At 69.1% G+C, this 23,852-nt stretch carries 22 protein-coding genes; 9 read left to right on the top strand and 13 right to left on the bottom strand.

What is annotated here, in order from left to right; genetic code table 11:
- Window positions 1–56: 56 nt before the first annotated feature.
- Genes ED92_RS14785 through ED92_RS14800 form a run of 4 tightly spaced genes read right to left on the bottom strand, consistent with a single transcriptional unit; the run spans window position 57 to window position 4,928 of the window.
- A complete protein-coding gene (locus tag ED92_RS14785; protein WP_037338177.1) occupies window positions 57–1,187 on the bottom strand; it encodes a family 2 encapsulin nanocompartment cargo protein terpene cyclase in 1,131 nt (376 codons plus the stop codon).
- 17 nt (window positions 1,188–1,204) lie between these two features.
- Window positions 1,205–2,068 carry a geranyl diphosphate 2-C-methyltransferase gene (locus ED92_RS14790; protein WP_037338179.1) on the bottom strand — a complete coding sequence of 288 codons (864 nt, stop codon included), beginning with the start codon at window positions 2,066–2,068 and terminating at the stop codon, window positions 1,205–1,207.
- A gap of 53 nt (window positions 2,069–2,121) precedes the next feature.
- Window positions 2,122–3,510 carry a family 2B encapsulin nanocompartment shell protein gene (locus ED92_RS14795; protein WP_037338180.1) on the bottom strand — a complete coding sequence of 463 codons (1,389 nt, stop codon included), beginning with the start codon at window positions 3,508–3,510 and terminating at the stop codon, window positions 2,122–2,124.
- A complete protein-coding gene (locus tag ED92_RS14800; protein ID WP_037338181.1) occupies window positions 3,507–4,928 on the bottom strand; it encodes a family 2B encapsulin nanocompartment shell protein in 1,422 nt (473 codons plus the stop codon). Before ED92_RS14800 ends, ED92_RS14795 begins: the two co-directional genes overlap by 4 nt.
- Window positions 4,929–5,443: 515 nt before the next feature.
- On the opposite strand from ED92_RS14800, the gene ED92_RS14805 reads away from it, so the two are divergent.
- Together ED92_RS14805 and ED92_RS14810 are read left to right on the top strand one after the other, a co-directional pair.
- A complete protein-coding gene (locus ED92_RS14805) occupies window positions 5,444–6,055 on the top strand; it encodes a class I SAM-dependent methyltransferase (protein ID WP_037338182.1) in 612 nt (203 codons plus the stop codon).
- A gap of 43 nt (window positions 6,056–6,098) precedes the next feature.
- Window positions 6,099–6,530 (top strand): hypothetical protein, encoded by a 432-nt coding sequence (locus ED92_RS14810; RefSeq protein WP_037338183.1) that lies wholly within the window; start codon window positions 6,099–6,101, stop codon window positions 6,528–6,530.
- Here the strand turns inward: ED92_RS14810 and ED92_RS14815 are convergent.
- Together ED92_RS14815 and ED92_RS14820 are read right to left on the bottom strand one after the other, a co-directional pair.
- Window positions 6,476–7,324, bottom strand: a complete 849-nt coding sequence (locus ED92_RS14815) for an MBL fold metallo-hydrolase (protein WP_037338185.1) — start codon at window positions 7,322–7,324, stop codon at window positions 6,476–6,478. The genes ED92_RS14810 and ED92_RS14815 overlap by 55 nt on opposite strands.
- A complete protein-coding gene (locus tag ED92_RS14820) occupies window positions 7,318–7,896 on the bottom strand; it encodes a TetR/AcrR family transcriptional regulator (protein ID WP_037338187.1) in 579 nt (192 codons plus the stop codon). The genes ED92_RS14815 and ED92_RS14820 overlap by 7 nt, the downstream gene beginning before the upstream one ends.
- 70 nt (window positions 7,897–7,966) lie before the next feature.
- On the opposite strand from ED92_RS14820, the gene ED92_RS14825 reads away from it, so the two are divergent.
- On the top strand, window positions 7,967–8,860 hold the full coding sequence (locus tag ED92_RS14825) for an NADP-dependent oxidoreductase (RefSeq protein WP_037338189.1): 894 nt from the start codon (window positions 7,967–7,969) through the stop codon (window positions 8,858–8,860).
- A gap of 6 nt (window positions 8,861–8,866) precedes the next feature.
- Here the strand turns inward: ED92_RS14825 and rraA are convergent, their stop codons facing one another.
- Together rraA and ED92_RS14835 are read right to left on the bottom strand one after the other, a co-directional pair.
- Window positions 8,867–9,346, bottom strand: a complete 480-nt coding sequence (rraA, locus tag ED92_RS14830) for a ribonuclease E activity regulator RraA (RefSeq protein WP_037338191.1) — start codon at window positions 9,344–9,346, stop codon at window positions 8,867–8,869.
- Entirely contained in the window at window positions 9,343–9,948 is a 606-nt protein-coding gene (locus tag ED92_RS14835) for a TetR/AcrR family transcriptional regulator (protein ID WP_037338194.1), read from the bottom strand. The genes rraA and ED92_RS14835 overlap by 4 nt, the downstream gene beginning before the upstream one ends.
- 60 nt (window positions 9,949–10,008) lie before the next feature.
- Here ED92_RS14835 and ED92_RS42900 point away from each other — a divergent pair, with 60 nt between their 5' ends.
- Window positions 10,009–10,245 (top strand): hypothetical protein, encoded by a 237-nt coding sequence (locus tag ED92_RS42900; RefSeq protein WP_037338197.1) that lies wholly within the window; start codon window positions 10,009–10,011, stop codon window positions 10,243–10,245.
- On the opposite strand, the gene ED92_RS14845 is transcribed toward ED92_RS42900, so the two are convergent.
- On the bottom strand, window positions 10,229–10,849 hold the full coding sequence (locus ED92_RS14845) for an NAD(P)-dependent oxidoreductase (protein ID WP_037338200.1): 621 nt from the start codon (window positions 10,847–10,849) through the stop codon (window positions 10,229–10,231). The two genes, ED92_RS42900 and ED92_RS14845, sit on opposite strands and share 17 nt — an antisense overlap.
- On the bottom strand, window positions 10,846–11,736 hold the full coding sequence (locus tag ED92_RS14850) for an EamA family transporter (protein ID WP_081975797.1): 891 nt from the start codon (window positions 11,734–11,736) through the stop codon (window positions 10,846–10,848). The genes ED92_RS14845 and ED92_RS14850 overlap by 4 nt, the downstream gene beginning before the upstream one ends.
- A gap of 79 nt (window positions 11,737–11,815) precedes the next feature.
- Here ED92_RS14850 and ED92_RS14855 point away from each other — a divergent pair, with 79 nt between their 5' ends.
- The gene (locus ED92_RS14855; protein ID WP_037338203.1) at window positions 11,816–12,703 is read left to right on the top strand and encodes a LysR family transcriptional regulator; all 888 of its coding nucleotides are present in this window, start codon (window positions 11,816–11,818) and stop codon (window positions 12,701–12,703) included.
- 341 nt (window positions 12,704–13,044) lie between these two features.
- Here the strand turns inward: ED92_RS14855 and ED92_RS14860 are convergent, their stop codons facing one another.
- A complete protein-coding gene (locus ED92_RS14860) occupies window positions 13,045–13,905 on the bottom strand; it encodes an NAD(P)-dependent oxidoreductase (protein ID WP_037338205.1) in 861 nt (286 codons plus the stop codon).
- 9 nt (window positions 13,906–13,914) lie between these two features.
- On the bottom strand, window positions 13,915–14,790 hold the full coding sequence (locus ED92_RS14865; RefSeq protein ID WP_037338208.1) for an NAD(P)-dependent oxidoreductase: 876 nt from the start codon (window positions 14,788–14,790) through the stop codon (window positions 13,915–13,917).
- Between the two features lie 83 nt (window positions 14,791–14,873).
- Between ED92_RS14865 and ED92_RS14870 the strand changes: the two genes are divergently transcribed.
- The 4 genes from ED92_RS14870 (at window position 14,874) to ED92_RS14885 (ending at window position 22,133) form a co-directional block, all read left to right on the top strand.
- Entirely contained in the window at window positions 14,874–18,062 is a 3,189-nt protein-coding gene (locus ED92_RS14870) for a BTAD domain-containing putative transcriptional regulator (protein WP_037340029.1), read from the top strand.
- Window positions 18,063–18,209: 147 nt separating this feature from the next.
- Window positions 18,210–20,786: an FtsX-like permease family protein gene (locus tag ED92_RS14875; protein WP_081975798.1), complete on the top strand. Its 2,577-nt coding sequence runs from the start codon at window positions 18,210–18,212 to the stop codon at window positions 20,784–20,786.
- Window positions 20,779–21,471, top strand: a complete 693-nt coding sequence (locus ED92_RS14880; RefSeq protein WP_037338214.1) for an ABC transporter ATP-binding protein — start codon at window positions 20,779–20,781, stop codon at window positions 21,469–21,471. The genes ED92_RS14875 and ED92_RS14880 overlap by 8 nt, the downstream gene beginning before the upstream one ends.
- Window positions 21,471–22,133: an ABC transporter ATP-binding protein gene (locus ED92_RS14885; protein ID WP_037338216.1), complete on the top strand. Its 663-nt coding sequence runs from the start codon at window positions 21,471–21,473 to the stop codon at window positions 22,131–22,133. Before ED92_RS14880 ends, ED92_RS14885 begins: the two co-directional genes overlap by 1 nt.
- A 73-nt stretch (window positions 22,134–22,206) precedes the next feature.
- Here ED92_RS14885 and ED92_RS14890 read toward each other — a convergent pair whose 3' ends face one another.
- Window positions 22,207–23,850 carry a tannase/feruloyl esterase family alpha/beta hydrolase gene (locus ED92_RS14890; protein ID WP_037338219.1) on the bottom strand — a complete coding sequence of 548 codons (1,644 nt, stop codon included), beginning with the start codon at window positions 23,848–23,850 and terminating at the stop codon, window positions 22,207–22,209.
- Window positions 23,851–23,852: the final 2 nt, after the last annotated feature.

A 23,852-nucleotide genomic window follows, 5' to 3' on the forward strand; every position in this document is an offset into this window, starting at 1 on the left:
CGCGTTTAGTCCTCTGAATGCGGAAGTTCGCGACACGAACCACCGCATCCAGAGGACTAAACGCTGGGCTTCGTCCGGTAGCGCGGGCTCGTCGAGTGCCATTCGAAACCGCCGCCCATCCAGCCTCGCAATCCACGCAGGAAACGTTGCAGTTCAACGGAAGGAACCGCGCTCAGCTGCTCGTGGGCGGCCTGGAAGTCACGCACGACGTCGTTGTGCAGCTCGACGGTGATCGCCGTGGCCTCTTCGATCGTGCATTTCCGGTCGTCGGCGATCAGCAGGACCGCGTTGCAGGGCGGCGATTCGTCCTCCAGATCCTTGGTGACGGAGTGCACGTCGTTGACGAGCACCGCCGCCGTGCCCGCTTGGATCGCCGCCTCGCGGACCCGAGGGTCGTAGTAGAGGTTCGACGTCAGTTCGTACCCGCCGAGGACGTCGATCAACGTCATCGAGGTGTAGAAGCTGTCGTGCTGCCGAGCGGCGAGATACTCCCACGCGGGCGGGTATTTCCCGCTGTGGCGCCATGCCGCGTAGGCCGTCCAGCTCACGAACATCGCGAAGGTCGAATAGCAGACACGCTGGACCTGCGCGGCCGTCCCGGATCGCCGCAGGAAGTCCGTCGCCGAGCCCAGCGCCACCAGGACCCGGTCGTTTCGCAGCGTTTCGTCGAGGTCTCGGCTGAATTCGCCCAGCGACGGCACCGGGTCCATCGCGGCCATCGCCAGCGCGAGCTTCGGCGGCAGCTCGGCCGGCACCGCGCCGAGCGACGTGTCGTCGGCGTAGAGGTCGTCGGCCGCCCACCAGGCGGCGTTGAGCTTCGCCGAGATCAACAGCCGCTCGGGATCCTCGCAGTCCGGATGGGCGAGCATGACGAGCCTGCCGAAGCCCGCCTTCCCGATCTGCTCGCACTCCTCATCGGAGAATCCGCACTCCCCCGCCCACAGCACCAGCCGCCGGTCGACCTCCACGGCGAGCGGGTCGTTGATCCGTTCGGTGACGGGGCAGTACAGCGGCGGCGCCGACCCGTCACCCCACGGCCGGTACGCGTAAGCCGGGTCGAGACCGGGTTCCTCAGGTGCCGGAGCCTCCTGAGGAACCGCGGTCAGCCGGGCCGCCAGCCGGGCGGCGGACGTGCCCAGCCCGCTCGGACCGGCCAGCAGTGTGGCGAGCGCACCCTGTTCGGTCATCGCTTCGCTCTCCAGGTTCAGACGCGGTCCGCGGCGATGAGCAGATAGTGGAAGCTGCCCTCGCGGTAGGCGTCCAGGAACGGTCCTTCGATCCCGGTCGCCACCGAAGACTTCGCCCGCAGCTCCCAGTACGGGATCGTGTCCGGCGTCAGATCCACCACCGAGATCGGCACCAGGTCGTTGGCCGTCATGGCCTTGAAGTACTCACTGCGCGGATGGATGTTGCACGTGTAGTGCTGGTCGATCTGCGCGACGGCCTTCGACCGGCCGCCCGTCACGTCGTTGTAGCACCCGGTGATGGTGACGTAGCGGCCGCCGAACTCCAGCTGTCGCGCGTGCTCGGCGAACAGCTCGTGGAGGTCCACGTACATCGTGCTTTCGTTGTTCCAGATGGCCTTGCGCGAGCCGCTTTCGAAGCCGGTGTCGAGCATGTTGCGGAAGTGGTAGCGCACCCGGTCGGCGACGCCGCGGATATCCGCCTGGTGATTGGCGAACTCGACCTGCTTCTCCGAGATCGAGATCCCGTCGACGTGGCAGCCGAACCTCGCGTTGGCCATGATGCTGGTCCCGCCGCGCCCGCAGCCGGCGTCGAGGAGGTGGTCGTCCGGTTTGACGTCGCCGAGGTGATCGAGCAGGACGTCGGCCTGCGCCGTCTCCAGGCGGTGCATTTCGGCGATGATCCGCTCGTCGCGGGTCTCTTCGGGGCCTTCCAGCACCGACCAGTCGACCTCGCCGACGCCGTAGTGGTGGTGATAGAGCCCGTCCACATCGCCCAGACGCAGGTTGACCGGGTCCTTCTCCTTGTTCCAGTACGACGCCACCGACTTCTGATACTCGGTGCGCAGAACCTTGGCGGGAGCGGGAGTACGGGCGATGGTCACGTGCGTGGTCCTTTCTGGAGCGTTGTTGTTCGTTGTCGTCGCGGGGCGAGGGGTCACCGCGCGACCTCGACGTTCTCCAGCACACCGAGCGCGTCGGGCACGAGCACGGCGGCGGAGTAGTAGGTGCTGACCAGGTAGCTGGCGACGGCCTGATCGGAGATGCCGTCGAAGCGCACGTTCAGTCCAGGCTCGTACTCGTCGGGCAGGCCGGTCTGGTGCAGCCCGATCACGCCGTTGTCCTCCACACCGGTCCGCATGGCGAGGATCGAGGACGTGCCGTTCTCGGTGATCGGGATCTTGTCGCAGGGCAGGAGCGGCACCCCGCGCCACGCGGCGACCACCTTGCCGTCGACGGTGGTGCCCTCCGGATACAGGCTGCGGCGCGTGCATTCCCTGCCGAACGCGGCGATCGCGCGCGGATGGGCGAGGAAGAACTTCGTCTTGCGGCGGCGGCTGACGAGTTCGTCCATGTCGTCGGGTGTCGGCGGACCGGACCGGGTCTGGAACCGCGACTTGAGATCGGCGTTGTGCAGCAACCCGAACTCACGGTTGTTGATCAGGTCGTGCTCCTGCCGCTCGCGCAGCGCCGAGATGGTCAGCCGGAGTTGCTCTTCGAACTGGTCCATCGGCCCGTTGTAGAGATCGGTCACCCGTGTGTGCACCCGGAGCGCCGTCTGCGCGACGGCCAGGTCGTACTCGCGTGGCGAGATCTCGTAGTCGACGAACGTACCCGGCAGCAGCGGTTCACCGTCGTGACCGGACGACATCCCGATCTCGGCCTCGCCCTTGGCGTTCTGCGGCTTTCCCTTGTGCGACAGCATGTCCTGCACATGACGGCGCATCGCCTCCGACCGGCCGTTGAGGTCGGCGAAGTCTTCGGCACGCAGGGTCAGCACGATCACCGGGGTGACGGCCTTGGCGGTGAAGGGCCAGTTCCGGTCGATACCGGCGAGCATCTCGTCGCCGAAATGGTCGCCGTCGGCCATGCTGCCGACGGAGGCATCGGCACCGTACTCACCCGGCACCACCTTGGCGATCTTGCCGTGCGCGACCAGCACGACCTCGTCGAGCGGAGCGCCGTGGCTGACGATCGTCTCGCCGGGCTGGTACTCGTGCTGTACGAACCGGTCGGCGAGCGCGGTGAGCGTGTCCTCGTCGTCGAAACCCCTCAGCAGGGCCAATTCCGCGAGTTCCTGCGGGACGACCCGGACCTCCGTGCCGACGTTGGTGAAGCTCACCCGCCCATCGCCGATCGCGTAGGTCAGCCGCCGGTTGACCCGGAAGGTGCCACCGGTCGCCTCGACCCAGGGCAGCATCTTCAGCAGCCAGCGCGGCGTGATGCTCTGCATCTGCGGCCGCGTCTTGGTGGTCGTCGCCAGGTTCCGCGCGGCGGCTGGGCCGAGACTGAGCCGCCGGTCGGCCTCCGGCGTCGCGGCGGTCATCCTTCGCGGCCGAGTTCGGCGGCTTCGAGGACGGCCAGCGCGTCCGGTACGAGCACGGCGGCGGAGTAGTAGGTGCTGACGAGGTAGGAGATGATCGCCTGCTCCGAGATGCCCATGAACCGGACGTTCAGTCCGGGCTCGTATTCGTCCGGCAGGCCGATCTGACGCAGGCCGACGACGCCCTGGTTCTTCTCCCCGGTGCGGATCAGCAGCACGGAACTGGTGCTGGTCTGGCTCACCGGGATCTTGTTGCACGGCAGGATCGGGACGCCGCGCCACGACGGCACCTTGTGCCCGCCGAGGTCGGTGCCGGTCGGGTAGATGCCGCGTTTGCTGCACTCACGGCTGAACGCGGCGATCGTGCGCGGATGCGCGAGGAAGAAGCCGGGGTCCTTCCACACCAGGGCGAGCAGGTCGTCGAAGTCGTCCGGCGTCGGCGGGCCGGTGCGTGTCGCGATCCGCTGGGTGAAGTCGGCGTTGTGGAGCAGGCCGAAGTCGGTGTTGTTGATCATTTCGTGCTCTTGCCGCTCGCGCAGCGCTTCGATGGTCAGGCGCAACTGCTGTTCGGTCTGGTCCATCGGCTGGTTGTAGAGATCGGACACCCGGCTGTGGACCCGGAGCACGGTCTGGGCGATGCTCAGTTCGTATTCGCGCGGTGAGGTCTCGTAGTCGACGAACGTGCCCGGCAGCAGCGGCTCACCGTCGTGTCCGGACGAGATGTCGATCTCGGCCTCGCCGAAGTCGTTGGAGCGTCCGGAGTCCTGCGAGGCCTGCTCGATCTGCGCCTGCAGCGATTCGGACTGTTCGAGGACGCGCTCGAAGTCCTGACGGGTCAGGGTGAGCACGGTGCAGGCGGTGGACGCCTTCGCGGTGAACTCCCAGATGCCGTCGTCGTCCACGAGGGCCTGCGCGCCGAAGTAGTCGCCGTCCTTGACGACGCCGAGCGCGGTCTCGTCTCCGTAGTGACCGGGACCGGTTTTGCTGATCTTGCCGTGCGCGATGAGGAACACCCGATCGGCGCGGTGCCCGAATTCGACGAGTACGTCGCCGGCCGCCACTTCCTGCTGTTCGAAGCGGCGTGCGAGTTCGGCGAGGACCTCTTCGTCGTCATATCCCTTGAGCGGTTTCAGTTCACCGAGTTCCGCCGGGATCACGCTGACCTCGGTGCCCGCCTTCGAGAAGGTCACCCGCCCGTCGCCGACCGCGTAATTCAGCCGCCGGTTGACCCGGTAGGCACCGCCGTTCACCTGAACCCATTCGAGGGACTTCAGCAGCCACCGGGACGAAATTCCCTGCATCTGCGGAACGGATTTGGTCGTCGTCGCCAGGTTGCGCGCGGCGGCGCGACCCAAACTCAGCTGCGGGTTTTCCGACCCCTGGACACCTTCGGCGGAAGTGCCCGATTCGGTCACGGTCACAGCAAGGTCCACCCTTCGATAGTCGTGTGAACAAACAAGATCCACAAATCGCGGCGTGCCGGTCATGCCCCGAAGTGCGGCCCCGCAGGATCAACATAGCAAGGGGTTTTTCCCACACAAGCGCACTTTCAGGTAATACGACAAGGCCACCCGAATGCCGATTTTCCCATTGCGCAGGAAAGCTTTTGTTCACGTCACTCGGCGCTTTATGTCCGCCACGCAATCGGGCCAGCAATTGTGCTGAGGTGTCATGCGGGACCGCGCCGAAACTCCCCGCCGTGCCCGCGACACGGCCGTTGGAGTGGCCACACCGGACTCTTTCGGGTCACCTCCGCGTCCTCGTTCGCCACTGGCTTGACAGACAGCGACGAAACAGAGGGTGGCGTCCGGACACTCCGTCGGGTCATGGCTCAGCCGTTGCTGACATATCAGCGATGGCTGTACTGTCCCGCGCGTGCCGACCCGAATCGGTGCCGAACCCTGGTCTCCCTCCTCGATGGAGTGAAAGGAGCCCCATGACCCCGCCCGCACGGTGGAACCGGTACTGGGACGGCAAATCCCGCAACTACGACCGGGAAATGCAGTTCATGGACCGGAAGCTCTTCGGTGATTCTCGGGCGTGGGCCTGCGGACAGGCCACCGGCGACGTCCTCGAGGTCGCCGTCGGGACCGGCCTGAACCTGCCGCTCTATCCCGACGGGGTCACGCTCACCGGCATCGACCTCAGCGACGGGATGCTCGCCATCGCCCGCTGCCGCGCCGAACGCCTCGGCCATCCGGTGACGCTACGGCGCGCCGACGCGCACGACCTGCCCTTCGACGCCGATTCGTTCGACACCGTGGTCTGCACCCTCGGACTCTGCGCCATCCCCGACGACGGCAAGGCGTTGCGGGAGATGGCCCGGGTGCTCCGGCCCGGCGGCAGGCTCATCCTGCTCGACCACATCGTGAGTTCGTCCCGCGCGGTCCGCGGTCTGCAATGGATCGCCGAGAAGATCACCGTGCCGATGGCGGGCGAGCACTTCCTCCGGCGGCCGTTCGACAAGATCGGCGACCTCGGCCTCGCCGTCGAACAGCGGGAGCGGTTCAAACTCGGGCTGGTGGAACGGCTCGTCGCCCGCAAATGAGCCGTGTCATCCAAATTTCATCGACGCGGACGATCCTGAGGACGTGACCTTCCCTCAGCAGCAGTCGCCCATCTGGCAGCAGTACCCCGTCGCACCGCCGAAGAAGACGCCGAACACCGGGCTGATCGTCGGCATCGCCGCCGGGGCGCTCGTAGTCACCGGTGGAGCGATCGCGGTGACCGTCGCGCTCGTCACCGGCGGCAGCGCCCCCGAGGTCGACCCCGACCCGTTTTCCGCACAGGCCGGAGACTGCCTGTCGGCCGACGAAGACGCCGGCTCCAACGGCGCGTTCAGCTCCAGCGCCGTGCGGGTGCACTGTTCGGACGGTTCCGCGAACTACACGGTGATCGCACAGCTTTCGAGCAGTTCCGGCTCGGATTGCAACGCCGTGCCCGGCTACGAGTACGGCAACCCCGTCGTCTACGACTTCACTTCGGGGCAGTCGCGCGAACTCTGTCTCATGCCGAAAGACTGAGTGAGACGCTGTACCTGCCCGGCGTGCAGATCACTCACCCACTCCCATCCCGGTTCGGCCGACGAGCCGATCCGCGGGTCGTCGGGAGTACGGCCGTCGCGCACGGCGTGGACATACGCCCGGTCCAGGTCGATCCGTGCGCGCGTCTGGCCGGGACCGCCGACGGCCCCGTGGCCGGGCACGACGACCTCGACGTCGTCGGCCACCTCTTCGAGCAGCCGGAGCCCGGCCAGGTAGTCCCCGAGCGGATCGGCGGTGTCGTCGAACATCGGCACCAGGACGTCGGAGAGCATGTCGCCGGCGACGAGAACCCCGTGCTCCTCGATCACCAGCGCGGCATGGCCGGGAGCGTGGGCCGGATGCTCGACGATCCGCAGTTCCGGGCCGTTCCAGGGAATCCGCGTGCTTCCGGCGGGCAGAGCGGTGATGAGACCGAACAGCTCGAACGGCACCTCACCGGCGATTTCCGGTGGCAGCCCTTCGGCGAAGTCGGCCTTCCAGTCCTCTTTCGACCGAAGATCGCGCAGGTAGGCGGCGCAGCGATCCGTGCCGTAGCGGGGTACGTCGCCGAACGCGGCGTGCCAGAGCGCGTGATCCCAATCGGGGTGGGTCGCGAAACCCGCCACCACGCTCCGTCCGGACTGGGCCAGGTCGTTCGCGAGGCAGGCCATCTCGTCTTCGGTGATCCCGGGATCGACGAGCAGCACGCCTTCCTCGCCGTCGACGACGATCGTGTTGTTGCGGAGCAGCGCACTCTGGTGGACCAGCACACCGTTCGCGACCTGGGTCAGCATGCTCCGGTGACCTCCCAAGCCGCTTCGATCATCCGGAAGATCTCGTCCACCGCGGCCTCCGGATCGGCCGCCTCCCTGCCGATCGAGTAGGCGTCGAGCACGAACCTCGCGATGGTCCGGCAGGCGGTCGCGGACCGCGCCGACTCCGGATCGGCCGCGATGGCCGCGGCCAGCGACTCCGCGTGGCGCAGCCTCATCGCGTCCTCGTACTCCCGCAGCGCGGGCGATCCGTCGATCATGCGCCAGATCGGGGCGGCCCCCTCCGCGGTGCAATGCCGCACCATCGCGTGAACCTCACGGCACAGCGCGGGGACGAGCGGCTCTCCAGCCTTCCGTTCGGTGACCGCCCGCGTGAGGCCTTGCTCGAAGTTCGCGTCCTGCTCGAACACCAAAGCCTCTTTCGAGGCGAAATGGGAGAAGAGGGTCGTGACGGCGACGTCGGCCTCCGCGGCCACCTCGCGGATGCCGACCGCGTCGTACCCGCGTTCCAGGAAAAGCCTCAAGGCGGTCTCGGCGATCTTCTGACGGGTCGCGGCCTTCTTCCGCTCGCGACGTCCGGTCGGCGCTGTCATGCGGTGAAGCTACCAGATACGAAACAACAACCGTTCCAAAACACTAACCGTTAGTGCTACGGTCGGTCGCATGAAGCAAGTGATCTTCACCGAGTTCGGTGGACCGGAAGTCCTGCAACTCGTCGACGCCGAAGAACCGCACGCGGGCCCCGGCCAGGTGCGCATTGCCGTGCGAGCGGCCGGAGTGAACCCTGTCGACTGGAGAATCCGCGAAGGGCAGGTCCTCGGCGCACATCCGACCGTGCTGCCGTCCGGCGTGGGCCTCGACGCCGCCGGCGTGGTGGACGAGGTGGGCGAAGACGTCGACGGGGTCGCGGTCGGCGACTCCGTGTTCGGCGAGGGTTCGAGCACCTATGCCGAGTTCGCCCTCCTGTCGGCCTGGGCGGTAATGCCCGACGGGCTCACCTTCGAGGAGGCGGCCGGATATCCGTCCGTCGTCGAGACCGCGCTACGGCTCATCCGCGAAGCCGAGGTGCGAGCCGGCGAGACGCTGCTGGTCAGCGGCGCGTCCGGCGGAGTCGGGTCGGCGGTACTGCAGATCGCGCGCGAACGCGGCATCACCGTGATCGGCACGGCGGGCGCCGCGAACCAGGACTATCTACGGGATCTGGGCGCGCTAGCCACGACCTATGGCGAAGGTTGGGTGGACCGAGTGCGGCGGCTGGGCCGGGTCGACGCCGCCCTCGATCTGGCCGGGTCAGGCGTGCTCGCGGAACTGGTCGAGCTGACCGGGGATCCTGGGAGGGTTCTCTCGATCGCCGATCTCGGCGCGCCCGAATTCGGTGTCCGCTTCTCCGGTGTGGCCGGGAGCGTGCCGGACGCGCTGGCCGAGGCCGTCGACCTCATCTCGCGGGGGAAGCTGCACATCCCGGTCGAGAAGTCCTATTCGCTCGCCGATGCCGCGGCGGCACATGCCGACAGCCATGCCGGGCACACCCGCGGCCGCCGGGTCATCGTCGTCTGAGCGGGGTCAGGCGGCGGGAAGGATCACGATGCCATCGTCGTCGGAGTAGAGCGTGTCGCCGGGAGTGAAGGTCACTCCCCCGAAGCCGACCGGGACGTCGACAGCGCCGACGCCCGCCTTGGAACTCTTGCGCGGGTTGGTGCCGAGCGCCTTCACCCCGAGCGGGAGCCCGGCGAGCTCGGCGCTGTCGCGTACCGCGCCGTTGACGACGATGCCTGCCCAGCCGTTGTCGACGGCGGACTTCGCGATCATGTCGCCGGTGAGCGCGCTGTGCAGGGAACCGCCGCCGTCGACCACCAGGACGGCGCCGTCACCCGGGGTGGCCAGGAGTTTCTTGACCAGGCCGTTGTCCTCGTGACAGGAGACGGTGCGGATCGGGCCGGAGAAGGCCCGATGCCCGCCGAACTGCCGGAACTGGGTGTCGCAGACGCGCAGCCGGTCGCCGTGTTCGTCGACGAGGTCGGCGGTGGTGAAGGAATCGATCACGGCTCCCGAGTGTAGGGCGGGAAAAGCGTGTCCAGCGCGTGGGTGAGGATGGCGGCGGGATCCGCGGCGGGCGCGACCGTCTGACGCAGCGCGAGGCCGATGCCCAGGGCACCGAGCATGACGACGGCCTGATCCAGCGGCAGGGCGGGTTCGAGACGCAGGCGACGGGTGTGTTCGGCGAGCAGGGCGACCACTTCGTCGTCGTGGCGCCGCTGGATCGCCGCGACCAGCGCGGCGGTTTCCGGTTGCTGCGCCGTCGCCGCGAGCACCTCCGCGGCCGCCGCGCTCCACTTCGCCGCGTCCTTGTCCGCAACGTCGACGGGGTGCAACGCCGCGATCACCTCGTCGCGCGAAGTGGCCTGAGCCAGCGCTTCGCGCAGTCCCCGCAGATGGCCGTCCGCGTCGGCTTCGATGATCGCCAGCCACAGCCCTTCCTTGCCGCCGAAGTGCTTGTAGACGGCGCCGCGGGTGTACCCGGCGTCGGCCGCGATCTCTTCGACCGTGGCCGCGAGGAAGCCGCGCCGCAGGAAGACCTGGCGTCCGGCTGCCAGCAGGTGTTCGTGGGTGCGGCGCTGCTGCTCGGCTCGCGTCAGCCTGGTCATCGTCTCGCATTCAGTAACGGAGTGTTTCTGGAAACGCGACGTTACTGTACTGTCGTCCGCATGGACTTCCTGGCACCGGTGGCGGCGTTTCTGAGCCTTCCCCTCTTCCTGGCCGGATTCGCGTGGTACGCCGTGCGTGCCCGGCGTTGCGGTGTCAGCCAGTCCTTGCTCGCGCCGATCGAGGAGATCTGGGATCCGATCGCGCACAAGACGAACATCGAGATCCAGATCGAGGCTGAGCGGAGTCCGGAAACGCCCTCCCCCGGTGATCCGCCCGACTTCAGTAGCCGACGGTGAAATGCCGGTCCCGCCCCGGATTCTCGAGCTCGTCGACGATGGCGACGGCGAGATCCTCCGCCGAGATCCGGGACGATCCGTCCGCCGCGGCCAGGATGGTCGTCGTCCCTCGCCGGTAGGTCCCGGTCCGGACGCCGGGCTCGAGGAGTGCGGGCGGGCTGAGATAGACCCAGTCGCCTGCGTGTGCTTCGCAGGCTTGGAGCTGCGTCGTGCTGGCCGAGGCGATGGTCCGCCACGCCGCCGGGACGAACGCCGGATCGTCGATCACCAACCCGCCCGACGGCGAACGCAGCGGCCCCGCGCCGCCGACGACCAGGACACGGGTACCGGCCGCCGCGTCGAGCAGGGCCGTGACCGTGGCGGCGACGGTGTCTTCCGCGCCGGGCCGAGGTCTCGTCGCGCCCACGACGGCGTCGACTCCCGCGAAGACGGCGCTCATCCGATCGACGTCGGTGGCGTCACCGCGCACGACCTCGACGCCCGGATGCGGTGATTTCGGCGGCGTACTGCGGAAAACGGCGGTGACGTGGTGTCCACGGGAAGCGGCTTCGGCGATGACGCGGGAACCCGCCATCCCCGAGGCTCCGACGACGGCGATCTTCATTGGACGGCACCCTTCGGAGTGATCTGGCCCGCGACGATCGAGGCCAGGGCGAGTGCGAACCCGGCGAGCTGGATCGGGCCGAGCGACTGACCGAGGAGCGCGGCGCCGAGCAGCGCGGCGACCATCGGCGAAAGCAGGCCGAGAACGGCGACCGAGGTGACCGGCAGTGACGTGATACCGCGGAACCACAGGACGTAGGCGAGCAAGCCGCCGATCAGGCCGAGCCAGAGGTAGCCGAGAGCCGCGCTCAGGTCGATGGCGGGCGGGGCTCCTTCGAACAGGAAGGTCACCGGCACCAGGAACAAACCGCCCGCGGTGAGCTGCCACGAGGCGAAGGCGGTCGGCCCCACGTCCGCGGGGCGTCCCCAGCGTTTGGTGAGCGTGACGCCGAGTGCCATCGTCGCGGCGCCGCCGAGGCCGGCGATCACGCCGAGGACGTCGAAGCCCGCGGCCGGGCCGAGCACCACCAGCCCGACCCCCACGATCCCGACGATCCCCCAGGCGAACCGCCACGCGGACGGGCTCTGCCGAAGTACGGCCACGGCGAGGATCGCGACGAGCAGCGGCTGGGCGGCGCCGAGTGTGGCGGCGACTCCGCCGGGCAGCCGTTCGGCGGCGACGAACAGCAGGGGGAAGAACATCCCGATGTTGAGGACACCGAGCGCGGCGGCCTTCAGCCACCAGGTGCCGCGCGGGAGGGTGCGGGTGATGGCGAGCGCGATGAGTCCGGCGGGCAGGGCGCGCATGAGCCCGGCGAACAGCGGGTGCCCCGGCGGGAGGAGTTCGGTGGTGACCACGTAGGTCGTCCCCCAGACCATGGGGGCGAAGGCGGTCAGCGCGGTACCGGCGAGACCGGCGGCGAGCGGTGTGGTCGTCAGCGTTTTCACGCTTCTCAGCTTCGGCCTTGCGGATCAATGAGTCCAACACATGTTTGTCACCTGATCCATCGTGATTCAAGATGGATCCATGGAGCTTCAGCAGATGCGGTACGTCGTGGCCGTGGCGGAGACGAACAGCTTCACGCGGGCCGCGCAACGGTGTCTCGTCGTTCAGTCGGCGCTGAGTCACCAGATCGCCCGGCTGGAACGCGAACTCGGCGCGAAGCTGTTCGAACGCACGAGCCGCCGGGTGCGGCTCACCGCCGCGGGCGAGGCGTTCCTGCCCGCCGCCCGGCAATGCCTCGAAGCCGCCGAACGGGCCGGTTCGGAGGTCGCGGCGGCCGTCGGCGAGATCCGCGGGCGGCTCACCGTCGGGGTGATCCCGACCGTCGCGGCGGTCGACGTCCCAGCCGCCCTGCAGACCTTCCGCAGCCGGTACCCGCACGTCCGGATCGGGCTGCGGGTCGGGGCGAGCGGGCAACTGGTCGAGCAGATCAAGGACGGCGCGATCGAAGTGGCGTTCCTCGGCCTCCCGGTGACCGATCGGCCGGACGGCGTGGCCACCTGCGAACTGGGGCGCGACGACCTGATCGCCGTGGTGGCTCCCGGACATCCGCTCGCCGCGGAGTCCGAAGTGGACTTGAAGCGGCTTTCGTCCGAGGTGTTCGTGGACTTCCCGTCGGGATCGGCGGGGCGGGCGCAGACGGATCAGGCGTTCGCCGCGGCCGGGGTGACGCGGGAGGTCGCGTTCGAGGTGACCGCCGCCGACTTCATGGCGCGGCTCATCCATCAGGGGCTGGGGGTGGCGCTGCTGCCGTCGAAGTACGTGCCGAACCTGACCGACGTCGTCACCGTGCCGGTGCGGGACGCGCCCGCGCGGATCGAGCACCTGGTCTGGAACCGCTTCACCGTCACTCCGGCGGCGAATGCCTTTCTGGAGGTGCTGGGCGTGGTGAGCGGTAAGGACGATTCTTGAGGCGGCTGTCCAAATAGGACACGATTCGAGATCCAGAGTGCCGGTTTGGGCACTTTGCGCAGTATTGCCCAGGGGTCGTGAGTGGCAATTGTCGTTCTAACCCTCTTTGCCACTCACGACTCTCCGCGAAACCGGACTTACAGATATAAACCAGGCGTATGCTACCCGGAAAGTGACCACTGTGGACAGTGGTCTCGGGTGGCACACGCGCCCCACCACGTCACCGCCGCCCTTGCTCGCGTCGTCCGTGAAGGCCTCCTTCCCTACCTTCAGGGTAGGCAAGGAGGCCTTCACGGACCTGCGGCCAACGGCCCACAATCACCAGGTACCCAAGACATCGCCTACTTGACGTCCGCCTTGATGATCTCGAACAGGCTGGTCCACGAGCTACGCCCGTGACCCGCGGCGATCGCCCGGTCGTAGTGCGACTTGATCGCCTTCGGCAGGGCCAGGTCGATCCCCGCGTCCCGGCTCGCCTCGACGATGTGGTCGGCCGTCGCGCCCATCATCGTGACGTTGGCTTCGTCGCCGGGGTGCTCGCCCTTCTCGATCTGCTCGGCCGCGGCGTCCAGGTAGAAATCCATCATCTTGAAGTTGTCCTTGGCGTACGGGACGAACTTCTCCACCGGCACCCCGGCCGAGCGCACCAGCGCGCTCGCGTGCATGAACACCGAAAGCGAGGTCAGGAAGACGTCCAGCTGCGCCTGGTAGAACAGCTGTGCCAGCCGCACGTCCTCGCCGAGATAGTCCGGCCGCCCGATCAGCGCCAGGATGTCGCGGTGCTTCTCGAACGCGTCGGTGGGGCCGCTGTAGAAGACATACGCCTCGTCCTTGCCCACCAGTTCGGCGGGCACCATCACTCCGCCGGCGACGAACCGCGCTCCGCGGGCCTCGACCCATTCGGCGGCTTGGCGGGTCTTCTCCGGGGTGTCCGAGCTGAGGTTGACGATCACCTTGCCCGCCAACGCGTCCTCCGCTTTCCCGAGGATGTCGTACATCGCGGCGTAGTCGGTGAGGCTCAACAGCACCAGCTCCGACGCCGACACCGCGTCCGCCGGAGTCTCGGCACGCACGGCACCGGCGGCGACGACGCCGTCCGCGCGGGCGGCGGTGCGGTTCCAGACGGTCACTCCGTGGCCGTTCTCCAGGAGCACCCGGACCATGGCCTGTCCCATCGGGCCGAGCCCGATCAGTGTGATCATTGTTCTTCCTTACTTCTTGAGGAGTTCGATGACGCCGATCAGGTCTTCGGCGCCGTGTCCGCCGGCGACCCGCTCGTCCATCAGCGACTGGAGCGGTGTGAGCAACTCGGCGCTGATGCCCTGGTCTTTCGCCGCCTGCGCGAGATTCGGGTAGGCGGCCGCCTGCATCCCGATGTTCGACACGACGTCGGTCACGTAGTCGCCGTCGTCGATCTGTTCGGCCGAGCGCTCCAGGAAGCCGCCCATCGCGTCCAGCCAGCCGCGCAGCAGCGGCGCGAATTCCCGCGCCTTGACTCCGGCCGAGCCGACCAGCGCGTACGCCTGGATGACGCCGATGAAATACCCGTACATCCCGCTGAGCAGCGCGATGTCGTGCAGCGGCGCCAGTCCGGGATCGGCGCCGAGGTAGTTGACGCCGCCGAAGGTGTCGAGCGCGGTGCGGGCGTGGCCGAAGACGGTGCCCGATCCGCTGTAGAAGACGAACGCCGCCGGCGTGCCGATCATCGGCGGGACGGCCATGATCCCGCCGTCCAGGTAGGCCGCGCCCAGTCCCTCCGCCCAAGCGCTCATTTCGCGGGCCTGGCCGGGGGTGCCGTTGGTCAGGTTGATCAGCTGCCGTCCCTCGAGCTCCGCCGCCACCGGGTCCAGGACCTCGTGCACCGAGTCGTAGTCGAGCAGGCAGGCGATCACGATCGTGTTCGCCGCGAGAGCCTCCGAGATGGTCGAAGCGACCGAAGCTCCCTTCGCCGCCACTGCCTCGGCCCGGCTCGCGGTCCGGTTCCAGGCGGTGACCGGATGGCCCGCCGCCAGTAGTGCTTCTACGAGCGCGGTTCCCATCGCGCCCAGCCCCAGCACGGTCACCGGGGTCTTTCCGTGTTCGCTCATGGGACCACCGTGACGCGGCCCGCGCACGGATCGCTGCGGGTTCACGCACGGTCTTGTCGGTGGTCCGCGCTAACGTCGGTTTCGTGCGATTCGGAGTGCTGGGGCCGCTCGCCGCGTGGACGACCGCGGGCGAGCCCGTCGTCGTGCCCGAGGCGAAGGTCCGCCTCCTGCTCGCCGCGCTGCTGTCGCGCGAGGGCAGGGCGGCGTCGGTGTCGTCGTTGACCGACGATCTCTGGGGCGAGCACCCGCCGGGCAATCCCGGCAACACCCTGCAGACCAAGGTCTCCCAGTTGCGTCGCGCCTTGGACCGGGCCGAGCCGGGCGCCAGAGAGCTCGTGACGCACCAACCGGCCGGCTACGTTCTCGCCGTCGAGCCCGGCGAGCTGGACGTCCATCGGTTCCGTGCGCTCACCGCCCGCGCACGCGAGGCGGTCGACCCGCGCGCTCGTGCGGCCCTGCTGGCAGACGCGCTGGCGCTGTGGCGAGGGCCGGCCTATGCCGGCTTCGAGGACGAGACCTTCGCAGTCGCCGCCGCTCAGCGGCTGGAAGAGGAAAGGCTGCTCGCCGAGGAAGACCGTGCCGAAGCCCGGCTGGCGCTCGGCGAACACGGCGTCCTCACCGGGGAACTGGCCGGTCTGGTCTCGCGGAATCCGCTGCGAGAGCGGATGCGCGGCCTGTTGATGCGCGCGTTGTACGCGGCCGGGCGACACAGCGAGGCGCTTGAAACGTATGCCGAGCTGCGGGCCCGCCTGCGTGACGAGTCCGGCCTCGAACCGGGCCCGGACCTCGCGGCGCTGCACCAGGCGATCCTCACCCGCAGCCCGGAGCTCGAGACCGCTCGCGCCGCCGAGCCGGTGCGCGGAAACCTTCCTGAGGCGTTGACCGAGCTGATCGGCCGCACGACCGCGGTCAAGGAGGTCGGGGCGCTCGTCACCGACGCGCGGCTGGTCACCCTCACCGGCCCTGGCGGTGTGGGCAAGACCAGGCTCGCCATCGAGGCGGCGTCGCGGCTCACGATGGCCGACGGCACCTGGCTCGTCGAGCTGGCGGGTCTGGACGTCGTCGAGTGCCCGACCTGCCCGCCGGAGGATCTCGTCGCCGTGGTCGTCGCGGCCGTACTGGACCTTCGCGAGGAGGCGACCTCCACCGGAACGCTGACCCAGTCGATAGCCGCTGCCTTACGAGACAAGGAGATCCTGCTCGTCCTGGACAACTGCGAGCAGGTCGTCGAGCCGGTCGCGGCAATGGTGGAGCGGTTGCTCGCGGCGGTGCCTCGGCTGCGGGTGCTCGCCACCAGCCAGGAACCGCTCGGGCTGCCCGGGGAGAACGTCTGGGCGGTGCCGCCGCTCGAACTGCCCGAGCACCCGGATTTCGCCGCCGTGCGGGAATCGAGTGCGGTCCGGCTGTTCGCGGCCCGCGCCGAGGCGGCCGCGCCGGGGTTCGCGCTCGACGCAGAGAACGCGGCGGTGGTCGCCCGGATCTGCCGCACCCTCGACGGAATCCCGCTGGCGCTCGAACTCGCCGCCACCCGGGTCCGGACGCTCGGTGTGCACGAGCTCCTCGCCCGCCTGGACGACCGGTTCGGCCTGCTGTCCTCGGGCAGACGAGGCGGGCCGCGCCGTCAGCAGACCCTCCGCGCGATGATCGACTGGAGCTGGACCCTCCTGAGCGAGCCCGAGCAGATCGTGCTGCGCAGGCTCGCCGTCCACGCCGAGGGGTGCGGGCTCGACGCCGCCGAGTCGGTCTGTGCGGGCGGTGAGATCGCCACCGGGGACGTCCTGGATCTGCTGTCCCGCCTCGTCGACAGGTCGTTGGTGGTCAGCAGGCCGGGCAGGTCCGGCGAGCCGCGGTTCCGGCTCTTGGAGTCCGTTTCGGCGTACGCCCTGGAGCATGCCGAGCGAGCGGGCGAACTCGACGATCTGTACTTGCGGCACGCCCGTTTCCACGTCGAGCTGGCCGAACGTGGTGACGTCGGGTTGCGCGGCCGGGAGCAGCGCCGTTGGCTCGACAGGCTGGACGCCGAGGGCGCCAACACCCGGCGAGCACTGGAAACGCTGTCGAGGCAAGGAGAACAACGGCTCGCGGCGCGGCTGGTCAACGCGACGACCTGGTTCTGGTTCCTGCGCGGGCGGCTCACCGAGGCTCGGCGATCGCTGGACCTCGTGCTCGGTATGGAGATCGACGCCGGGGACGAGTACGCCCAGGCGCTCGGCTGGCGCACCGGGATCGCCGTGCTCGACGGCACCGGCACGGACGCCGCCGTGGACGAGACCGTGCGGGGTATCACCGATCCCGTTGTCCGGGCGCGGATGTCGTGGTTCCTCGGCTACGCGTGGTCGACGGTCGGCGACCTGTGCCGGGCGGAGAAGCTCACCCTCGACGCGTGGGAAACCGCCCGCGACATCGGCGACGACTGGAGCGCCGCGGCGGCGCTGAGCGACCGGGCGTCCCATCTCATCTCCGGCGGCGACCTCACCGGAGGCGGCCGGGTCGCCGGGCAGAGCGCCGCGATCTTCGACGGACTCGGCGAACGCTGGGGCTGGCTGCAGGCGTCGTTCGTCCTCGGCATGCTGGCCTCGATCGCCGGGGACTACGAGCACGCCCTTCGCGTCCATCGGGAAAGCCTTCGCCGCGCGGAGGAACTCGAGCTGTGGCCGGAAGTCGCCTACAAACTGTCGTGGCTGGGCCGGACGGCGCTGCTCATGGGCGACTTCGACAAGGGGAGGGAGTTCCACGAGCGGGCAAGGACGCTGGCCGTCGAACACGGCTTCAAACCCGCTGAGGTCTACGCCGAAACCGGGCTCGCGCTCGGCGCGCGACGCCAGGGACTGTTCGACGAGGCCGAGCAGCGTCTGCTGTCCATACTGGACTGGCACCGCCGCGTGGAGTCCGAAGCGGGCAGCACCCTCGTCCTCGCCGAGCTCGGGTTCATCGCCGAACAGCGCGGAGACGCGGAGGCGGCGAAACGACTCCAGCTCGACGGCCTCGCGATCGCACGTCACAGCGAAGATCCCCGTGCGATCGCGCTCGGCCTCGAAGGTCTCGCCGGCGCGGAAGCTGCGGCCGGCGCGTATCGCCTGGCCGCGCGGCTGTTGGGTGCGGCGGCGGCTTCCCGGCGTTCGGTGGGCGCTCCGCTGCCGAAGGCCGAACGCGGTGACGTCGACCGGATCACCGGCGTCGTCGTCGCGGCGCTCGGAGAAACCGCATTCTCGGCGGAGTGCGAGGCGGGTGAGACCACACCGATCGATCAGCTGGTGACGGACAGTCAGTAGACATGCACCGGTATCACCACAATGGACCATCTCTTACTTCACGTCAGCAACAAACGGTGATTTCTTTCTGTCGCCCGGGCGCCCCGACCGGTAGCGTGCGTATCCATGCGGGTGAGGTGGGGGGCTCCCGGCGGGCCCAGGGTGACAATGCCGTGGCGAGCGGCTCCGAAGGCGGCACTGACCAGTCCCCTGACGTTGATCATCGCCGCGGTGACCGCGTTGCTGGCCTGTTTCCTCGGCACGGCAGCGGTCCTGCAGGCCTCGGCCGCGGGCGGTGCGGCGGTCACGTATCAGTCCGACATCGTGTGCCCGGACTACTACGGGCCCGTGTTCAGCAAGGACAACGTCCCCGCCGCGGTCGCTCCGCAGGTGATCGATTCGGTCCGCCGGAACGCGCCGGCGCACGGTTTCCCCGCGCCGGTCACCTCCCGCTACACGCCATACCTCTTCGGCACCGAATTCAACGGCGACCCCAACTACAAGGTCGTCCTCGCTCATCGGGATCAGGCGCTTCAAGGCCATCTCGATGTGGCGGGCGGATCGACGGGCGCCGGCTTCCTGCTCGGCACCGTCGTGGCCGGGGCGGAGAACATCAAGCCCGGCGCCACCCCGAGCATCAAGGGCACCCCGATACCGCCGGTGACGGGGCTGTACCGCGACCTTCCCGATCCCGCGCCGCGCTGGTGGTGCTCGCAACAGCGGAACGCCGTCGTCAGCAGGCTCGCCAACGACCCGCTCGACTCGGTCATGTTCGCCAACGACGGCAAGACCTTCGACGACACGGTCCGCGCGCTGGACATCCCGACGATCAAGACGCTCCACATGTCGTTCTACGGCGCTCCGCCCAAGACCGTGGGCGAGGCCGAGGATCTCCAGGAACGAGGGAAAGCACTCATCGCCGCGGTCAAGGCGGATCTGGGTTCGCGCGGCCTCGGTGACGCGATCACCGGGTCGCTGCCGTTCGAGCGCTCCGTGGAGATCAGCAACCAGGCGGAATCGAACGTCCTGATCTCGATCCTGCCGCTCGCGGCCATCAGCATCCTGGTCGGCTGCGCCGGGATCGGCACGGTCGCCCTGCAGTGGTACCAGCGGCGGCATCCGCAGCTGAGGTTGCTGTCGGCCCGCGGCAGCGGCCCGGGAGCGCTCGGACTGCTCGCGGTGGCCGAGCTCGGGCTCCCGATCGTGGCGGGCGGCGCGGCGGGCGCGGTACTGGCCCGGCTGTTGCTCGGCGTGTACGGACCACCGGGTGAGCTGAACGACGGGGCGACACTGTGGGGGTCGCTCGTCGCGGCCGCGATCCTGCTCGTTTCGCTCACGCTGCTCGCCGGCGTGATCTCCGTCCGCACCCATCGGGAATTCGAACTCGGCCGGGTCCGCTCCGGGCGGCGCAAGAAGGTGAAGCTCCTGGCCTTCTTCCCGTGGGAGCTGCTCACCGCCGCTGTCGCCCTGCTCGGCTGGAACCGGCTCGTCGACTACAGCAAGGGATCGCGGATCGGCAACCCGCTCCCGCAGGTCGACCCGCTCGCGCTCACCTATCCGGTGTTCGTCGTGCTCACCGTCGGGATCGTCGCCGCGCGGCTGGCCTGGCTCGCCCTGCACGCGTCGCATCGCGCGCACCTGTGGTCCCGGCCCGCGCTGCAACTGGCCATCCGGCGGCTCGCCAGCGCCCGTGCCCCGGTCACCGGCGTGCTCGTGATCGGCACGCTGGCCATCGGGACGCTGGCCACGGGGATCGGCATCGCCCGGGGCCAGGAGGAGGCGCTGCAGACGAAGTCCGCCATCTTCGTCGGGGCCGAGACCAGGGTCGACACCGAAAGCGTCGTCGGCACCGGCAAGGTCGCGCTGCCCGACTCGATCACCGGCAGCACCGCGATAGTCGGCGAACTGACCGGTGCGGGCAACGTCGTGCTGGTAGTGGATCCGCGGACGTTCCGGCAGGCGGCCACGTTCGGCCCGCTCGACGGAGCGGAGGTCGACCGGCTGCTGGGCGGCCTGTCGAGCCCCGGCGCCGGTGTCCCCGCGATCCGGATCGGGAACGACCCCGCCCAGAAGGCCACACTGCCTGCCGGTCTCGGAGAAGCCAGAGCGGTCGGCGAGCTGCCGATGTTCCCGATCATCGGCACCAAGGCCGGGTACGTGGTCTCCAGGGATTCGCTCAGCGAGGCGCAGCTGCGCTCCGTGCCCAAGTGGAGCCTGCTGTCCAGCTCGTCGATGACGCAGGTGACCGAGGCACTGGCCTCCGTGGGGGTGATGACCGCGGTCAACCGGGTCACCCGCGAATCCGCGCTCGACGCGCTCCCGTTCTACGTGGTGTCGTGGACGTTCTCGTTCATGGCCCTGCTGGGTGCCGTGCTCGGTGTGGTGGCGGTGCTGTCGCTCCTGGTCGCGGTCGAAGTCCGCCGTCGCCAGAACGCGCTGGCCGGGGCCTTGGTGCTGCGGATGGGGATGCGGCCTCGCGCCCTGCTGGCGAGTCACCTGATGGAACTGGGCGCGCTCAGCGGGCTCGCCGTGGTGATCGGCGTCGTCTGCGGTGTGTCGGTCGCGGGACTTTCGGTGCCGCGCTTCGACCCGGCGACGTTCCTGCCGCCGCAATCGGCGCTGCCCGACCCGACCCCGCTCGCCCTGACCGTGCTCGCCGTCGGTGTGCTCGTCGTGGCGCTGGCGGGTTGGATCGCGATGCGCTCGGTGCGCACCGCCCGGACCGCGGAGTTGATCCGTGCCTGAGAAACCGATCTTCCGGCTCCGCGGCATCGGCGTCGACTACCAGACGCCGGCGGGCACCGTGACCGGCGTCGACGACGTCACCATCGACATCCCGGCGCGCGGCATCACCGTGCTGGCGGGGCCGTCCGGCTCCGGGAAGTCCACCCTGCTGCGGACGCTCGGCCTGTTCGAGCAACCCGTGCGGGGCACGATCTCGTTCCAGGGCACCGAAACCGGAAAGCTCCGGCATCGCGACCGGCGGGCGCTGCGGCGGCACCACCTCGGCCTGGTGTTCCAGAACCCGACCGACAACCTGCTGGGGTATCTGAGCGTCGCCGACAATCTCCGCGCGGCGGCGGAATCGGCCGGAACCGAATGCCTGCCCGACGACATCCTCGATCAGCTGGGGCTCGGCGGGACCGGCAGCTGGCGGATCTCCGCGCTGTCGGGTGGGCAGCAGCAGCGTCTCGCCTTCGGCTGCACGCTCGCTCGCCGCTCGACCGTCGTACTCGCCGACGAGCCGACGTCCCAATTGGACGAAGCCTCGGCCGACCGCGTGCTCGACACCCTGAAGTACCTGGCGGGTCAGGATTTCGCCGTCATCGTCGCCTCGCACGACGACCGGCTCATCGAACTCGGCAGCCGGGTGGCGCGGATGCACAAGGGCAGACTGGAAAAGGTCGAAGAACGGGAGGTCGTGCCGTGATGGCGGAACCCGCCCTCGAGGCCGTCGGGTTGCGCCGCCGGTTCCCCCATCCCAGCGGGGACGTCGAAGTCCTGCGCGGGCTCGAACTGCGGGTGGCCGCGGGTGAGCTGGTCACCGTGTCCGGCCGCTCCGGCTCCGGCAAGAGCGCGTTGCTGGCCCTGCTGTGCGGTTTCGACTCGCCCGATTCCGGCAGTGTCCTGCTGGACGGCGTCCCGATAGCGGGCGCGCCGCCATGGCACACCTGCGCCGTCCTGCCGCAGGCGCTCGGCCTGGCGAACGAGCTGACGATCGCGGAGAACGTGGCGTTGCCGCTGCGGCTCCGCTCCGACATCCCCAAGCCCAGCGCGAAGGACATCCACACGCGGGTTTCGGAACTGCTGGAGGAACTCGGGATCGGCGACCTCGGCGACCGCTACCCGCTGGAAGTCTCCTTCGGGCAGCAGCAGCGCGTCGCGCTCGCCAGGGCGGTAAGCGGGCGGCCCCGGGTCCTGCTCACCGACGAGCCGACGGCGCATCTGGACGCGGGGAGCACGCCGCGGGTGCTGCGGCTGTTGCGGCGCTGCGCCGAGGAGGGTGCCGCGGTCATCGTGGCGACGCACGACGACGAGGTGCACCGGATCGCGGACCGGCGGGTCCGGCTGCTGGACGGCGTCCTTTCCTAGCTTCCGGATGTCATGAAAGGGCCGTTCAGGACGTTTTTCGTCCTGAACGGCCCTTTCATGACATTTGGCGCGGCTAGGGAGCGACCGGCCCCGGCTTGTTGTACAGCCCGTTCCCCGCCCAGTTCACGAGATCGTGCGAAGGCCGCGAAGGCGGAACGGGCACGAAGTTCGCGGCATCGTCGACGCTTCCCGTGCCGTCGTACTTGGCCTGCAGCGGATACGGGAACACCGGCCGCGTGCGGAAGACCTTGCCGTCGGCGTCGCGGCCGGTGGCGATCGTCCGGTCCGGTGCGGTGCCGCGCTCGACCCAGGAGACCAGTTCCTTGAGCGGGTCGTACTCGGTCAGCTTGTCGCCGGTCGCGCAGTGGTACAGCGCGGGAACCATGAACAGCCGGGCCCAGTCCCGCGTCGCGGCGGGGCCGCCGTTGGCCCGGGTGAGCCGCTCGTAGTAGTCGATGCTGCCCGCGGCGGGGATCGCCTGGTCCGCCCAGCCGTGCCAGATCACGAGTTTCCCGCCCGCACGACGGAATTCGCGCAGATCCGTCGACATCGCGTTGGAGCGGATGCCTTCCGGGGTCAGACGTTCGAATTCACGGGAGGTGAAGGCGAATTTCTCGACCGACGAATGCGGCATGCCGATCGGGTAGGCCATGTACTTCAGGTAGTTGTCGGCGAGTGCCTGCGCGAAGGCGATGCCGCCGGTTTCCGGCGACGGGATGATCCAGCCGTACCACGAGAGTTCGGAACCGACGGTCTGGCCGCCCGGGTACAGCTTGCGGCCGCGTTCGTCGGTCGGCGGCGCGTAGATCTTCTTCGTGGCGGCCACCTGCGCCGGCGTGAGACAGCCCGCGTTGTCGGTGCCCGGCGGGCAGACGATCGTGGCCGGGTCGAAGCGGCAGGTGCGCGGGTCGTCGATTGCACCGTCGCCCAGCCCGTCGGACTTGTCGCAAGAGGACAGTGCGGCGGCGTGCAGCGCCGGGAGTTTCTCGGCGGTCAGGATCGGTTTGCCGTCGGCGCCGGTGTTCGCCTTCGCGAGCCAGGTCTGATACACGCCGAGCAGCGGCCCCCAGTATCCGGCCGGTGCGCCCGCGACGATGCCGTCGAAGTCGTGCGGATAGCGCTGCGCGAGCAGGAGCGCCTCGCGGCCGCCGTCGGAGCAGCCGCTGAAATACGACTTCCTCGGCGGAGCGCCGTAGAACGCCGTGATCAGCCGTTTGGACGCCTTCGAGACCACGTGCGGGGCACGGAACGCGAAGTCGTCACGGGCGGCCTGGTCGTTTTCGGCCCACTTGCCGTCGTCGACGACGGAGGGGGTCTTGCCGACGTGCCCGTCGTCGGTGGCCGCCACGGCGACGTCGCCGCCGTGCGGGAGACCGCAATCGGCGAACGGCGGCGTGGTGACCACTCCGCAGAAGCCTCCGCAGCCGAACTGCAGGTACCGGCCTGTGTAGGTCTTGGTCGGCAACCGCAGCTGGAACCGCACCGCGGGCTCCACGTAGCCGCGGACGTCGCAGTTCTCCGGTTCGGTCGCCGTCGCCGGTACGACGGTCGCGCTCTCGACGTGTGTGGTCGCGCCGGGAACGTCGTAGGTCCGCACCAGGTCGGCGCAGGTGCGCATCGGGCGGAACGTCGTTTCGCCGGCGGTGGCCGCCGGAGCCGTGAGTATCGAGCCTGCCGTGATGAGCGCCGCCACGCCGAGCATGGACAACCGCCGCATGT

Source organism: Amycolatopsis sp. MJM2582 (assembly GCF_000754115.1).
Classification (GTDB): domain Bacteria; phylum Actinomycetota; class Actinomycetes; order Mycobacteriales; family Pseudonocardiaceae; genus Amycolatopsis; species Amycolatopsis japonica.

Bases quoted from the DNA above. Each gene is read 5' to 3' on its own strand.
- ED92_RS14890 (WP_037338219.1), bottom strand. From the start codon at position 23,850: ATGCGGCGGTTGTCCATGCTCGGCGTGGCGGCGCTCATCACGGCAGGC.
- ED92_RS14785 (WP_037338177.1), bottom strand. From the start codon at position 1,187: ATGACCGAACAGGGTGCGCTCGCCACACTGCTGGCCGGTCCGAGCGGG.
- ED92_RS14885 (WP_037338216.1), top strand. From the start codon at position 21,471: ATGGCGGAACCCGCCCTCGAGGCCGTCGGGTTGCGCCGCCGGTTCCCC.
- ED92_RS14865 (WP_037338208.1), bottom strand. From the start codon at position 14,790: ATGAGCGAACACGGAAAGACCCCGGTGACCGTGCTGGGGCTGGGCGCG.
- ED92_RS14825 (WP_037338189.1), top strand. From the start codon at position 7,967: ATGAAGCAAGTGATCTTCACCGAGTTCGGTGGACCGGAAGTCCTGCAA.
- ED92_RS14875 (WP_081975798.1), top strand. From the start codon at position 18,210: ATGCCGTGGCGAGCGGCTCCGAAGGCGGCACTGACCAGTCCCCTGACG.
- ED92_RS42900 (WP_037338197.1), top strand. From the start codon at position 10,009: ATGGACTTCCTGGCACCGGTGGCGGCGTTTCTGAGCCTTCCCCTCTTC.
- ED92_RS14845 (WP_037338200.1), bottom strand. From the start codon at position 10,849: ATGAAGATCGCCGTCGTCGGAGCCTCGGGGATGGCGGGTTCCCGCGTC.
- ED92_RS14820 (WP_037338187.1), bottom strand. From the start codon at position 7,896: ATGACAGCGCCGACCGGACGTCGCGAGCGGAAGAAGGCCGCGACCCGT.
- ED92_RS14835 (WP_037338194.1), bottom strand. From the start codon at position 9,948: ATGACCAGGCTGACGCGAGCCGAGCAGCAGCGCCGCACCCACGAACAC.
- ED92_RS14805 (WP_037338182.1), top strand. From the start codon at position 5,444: ATGACCCCGCCCGCACGGTGGAACCGGTACTGGGACGGCAAATCCCGC.
- ED92_RS14860 (WP_037338205.1), bottom strand. From the start codon at position 13,905: ATGATCACACTGATCGGGCTCGGCCCGATGGGACAGGCCATGGTCCGG.
- ED92_RS14815 (WP_037338185.1), bottom strand. From the start codon at position 7,324: ATGCTGACCCAGGTCGCGAACGGTGTGCTGGTCCACCAGAGTGCGCTG.
- ED92_RS14795 (WP_037338180.1), bottom strand. From the start codon at position 3,510: ATGACCGCCGCGACGCCGGAGGCCGACCGGCGGCTCAGTCTCGGCCCA.
- ED92_RS14855 (WP_037338203.1), top strand. From the start codon at position 11,816: ATGGAGCTTCAGCAGATGCGGTACGTCGTGGCCGTGGCGGAGACGAAC.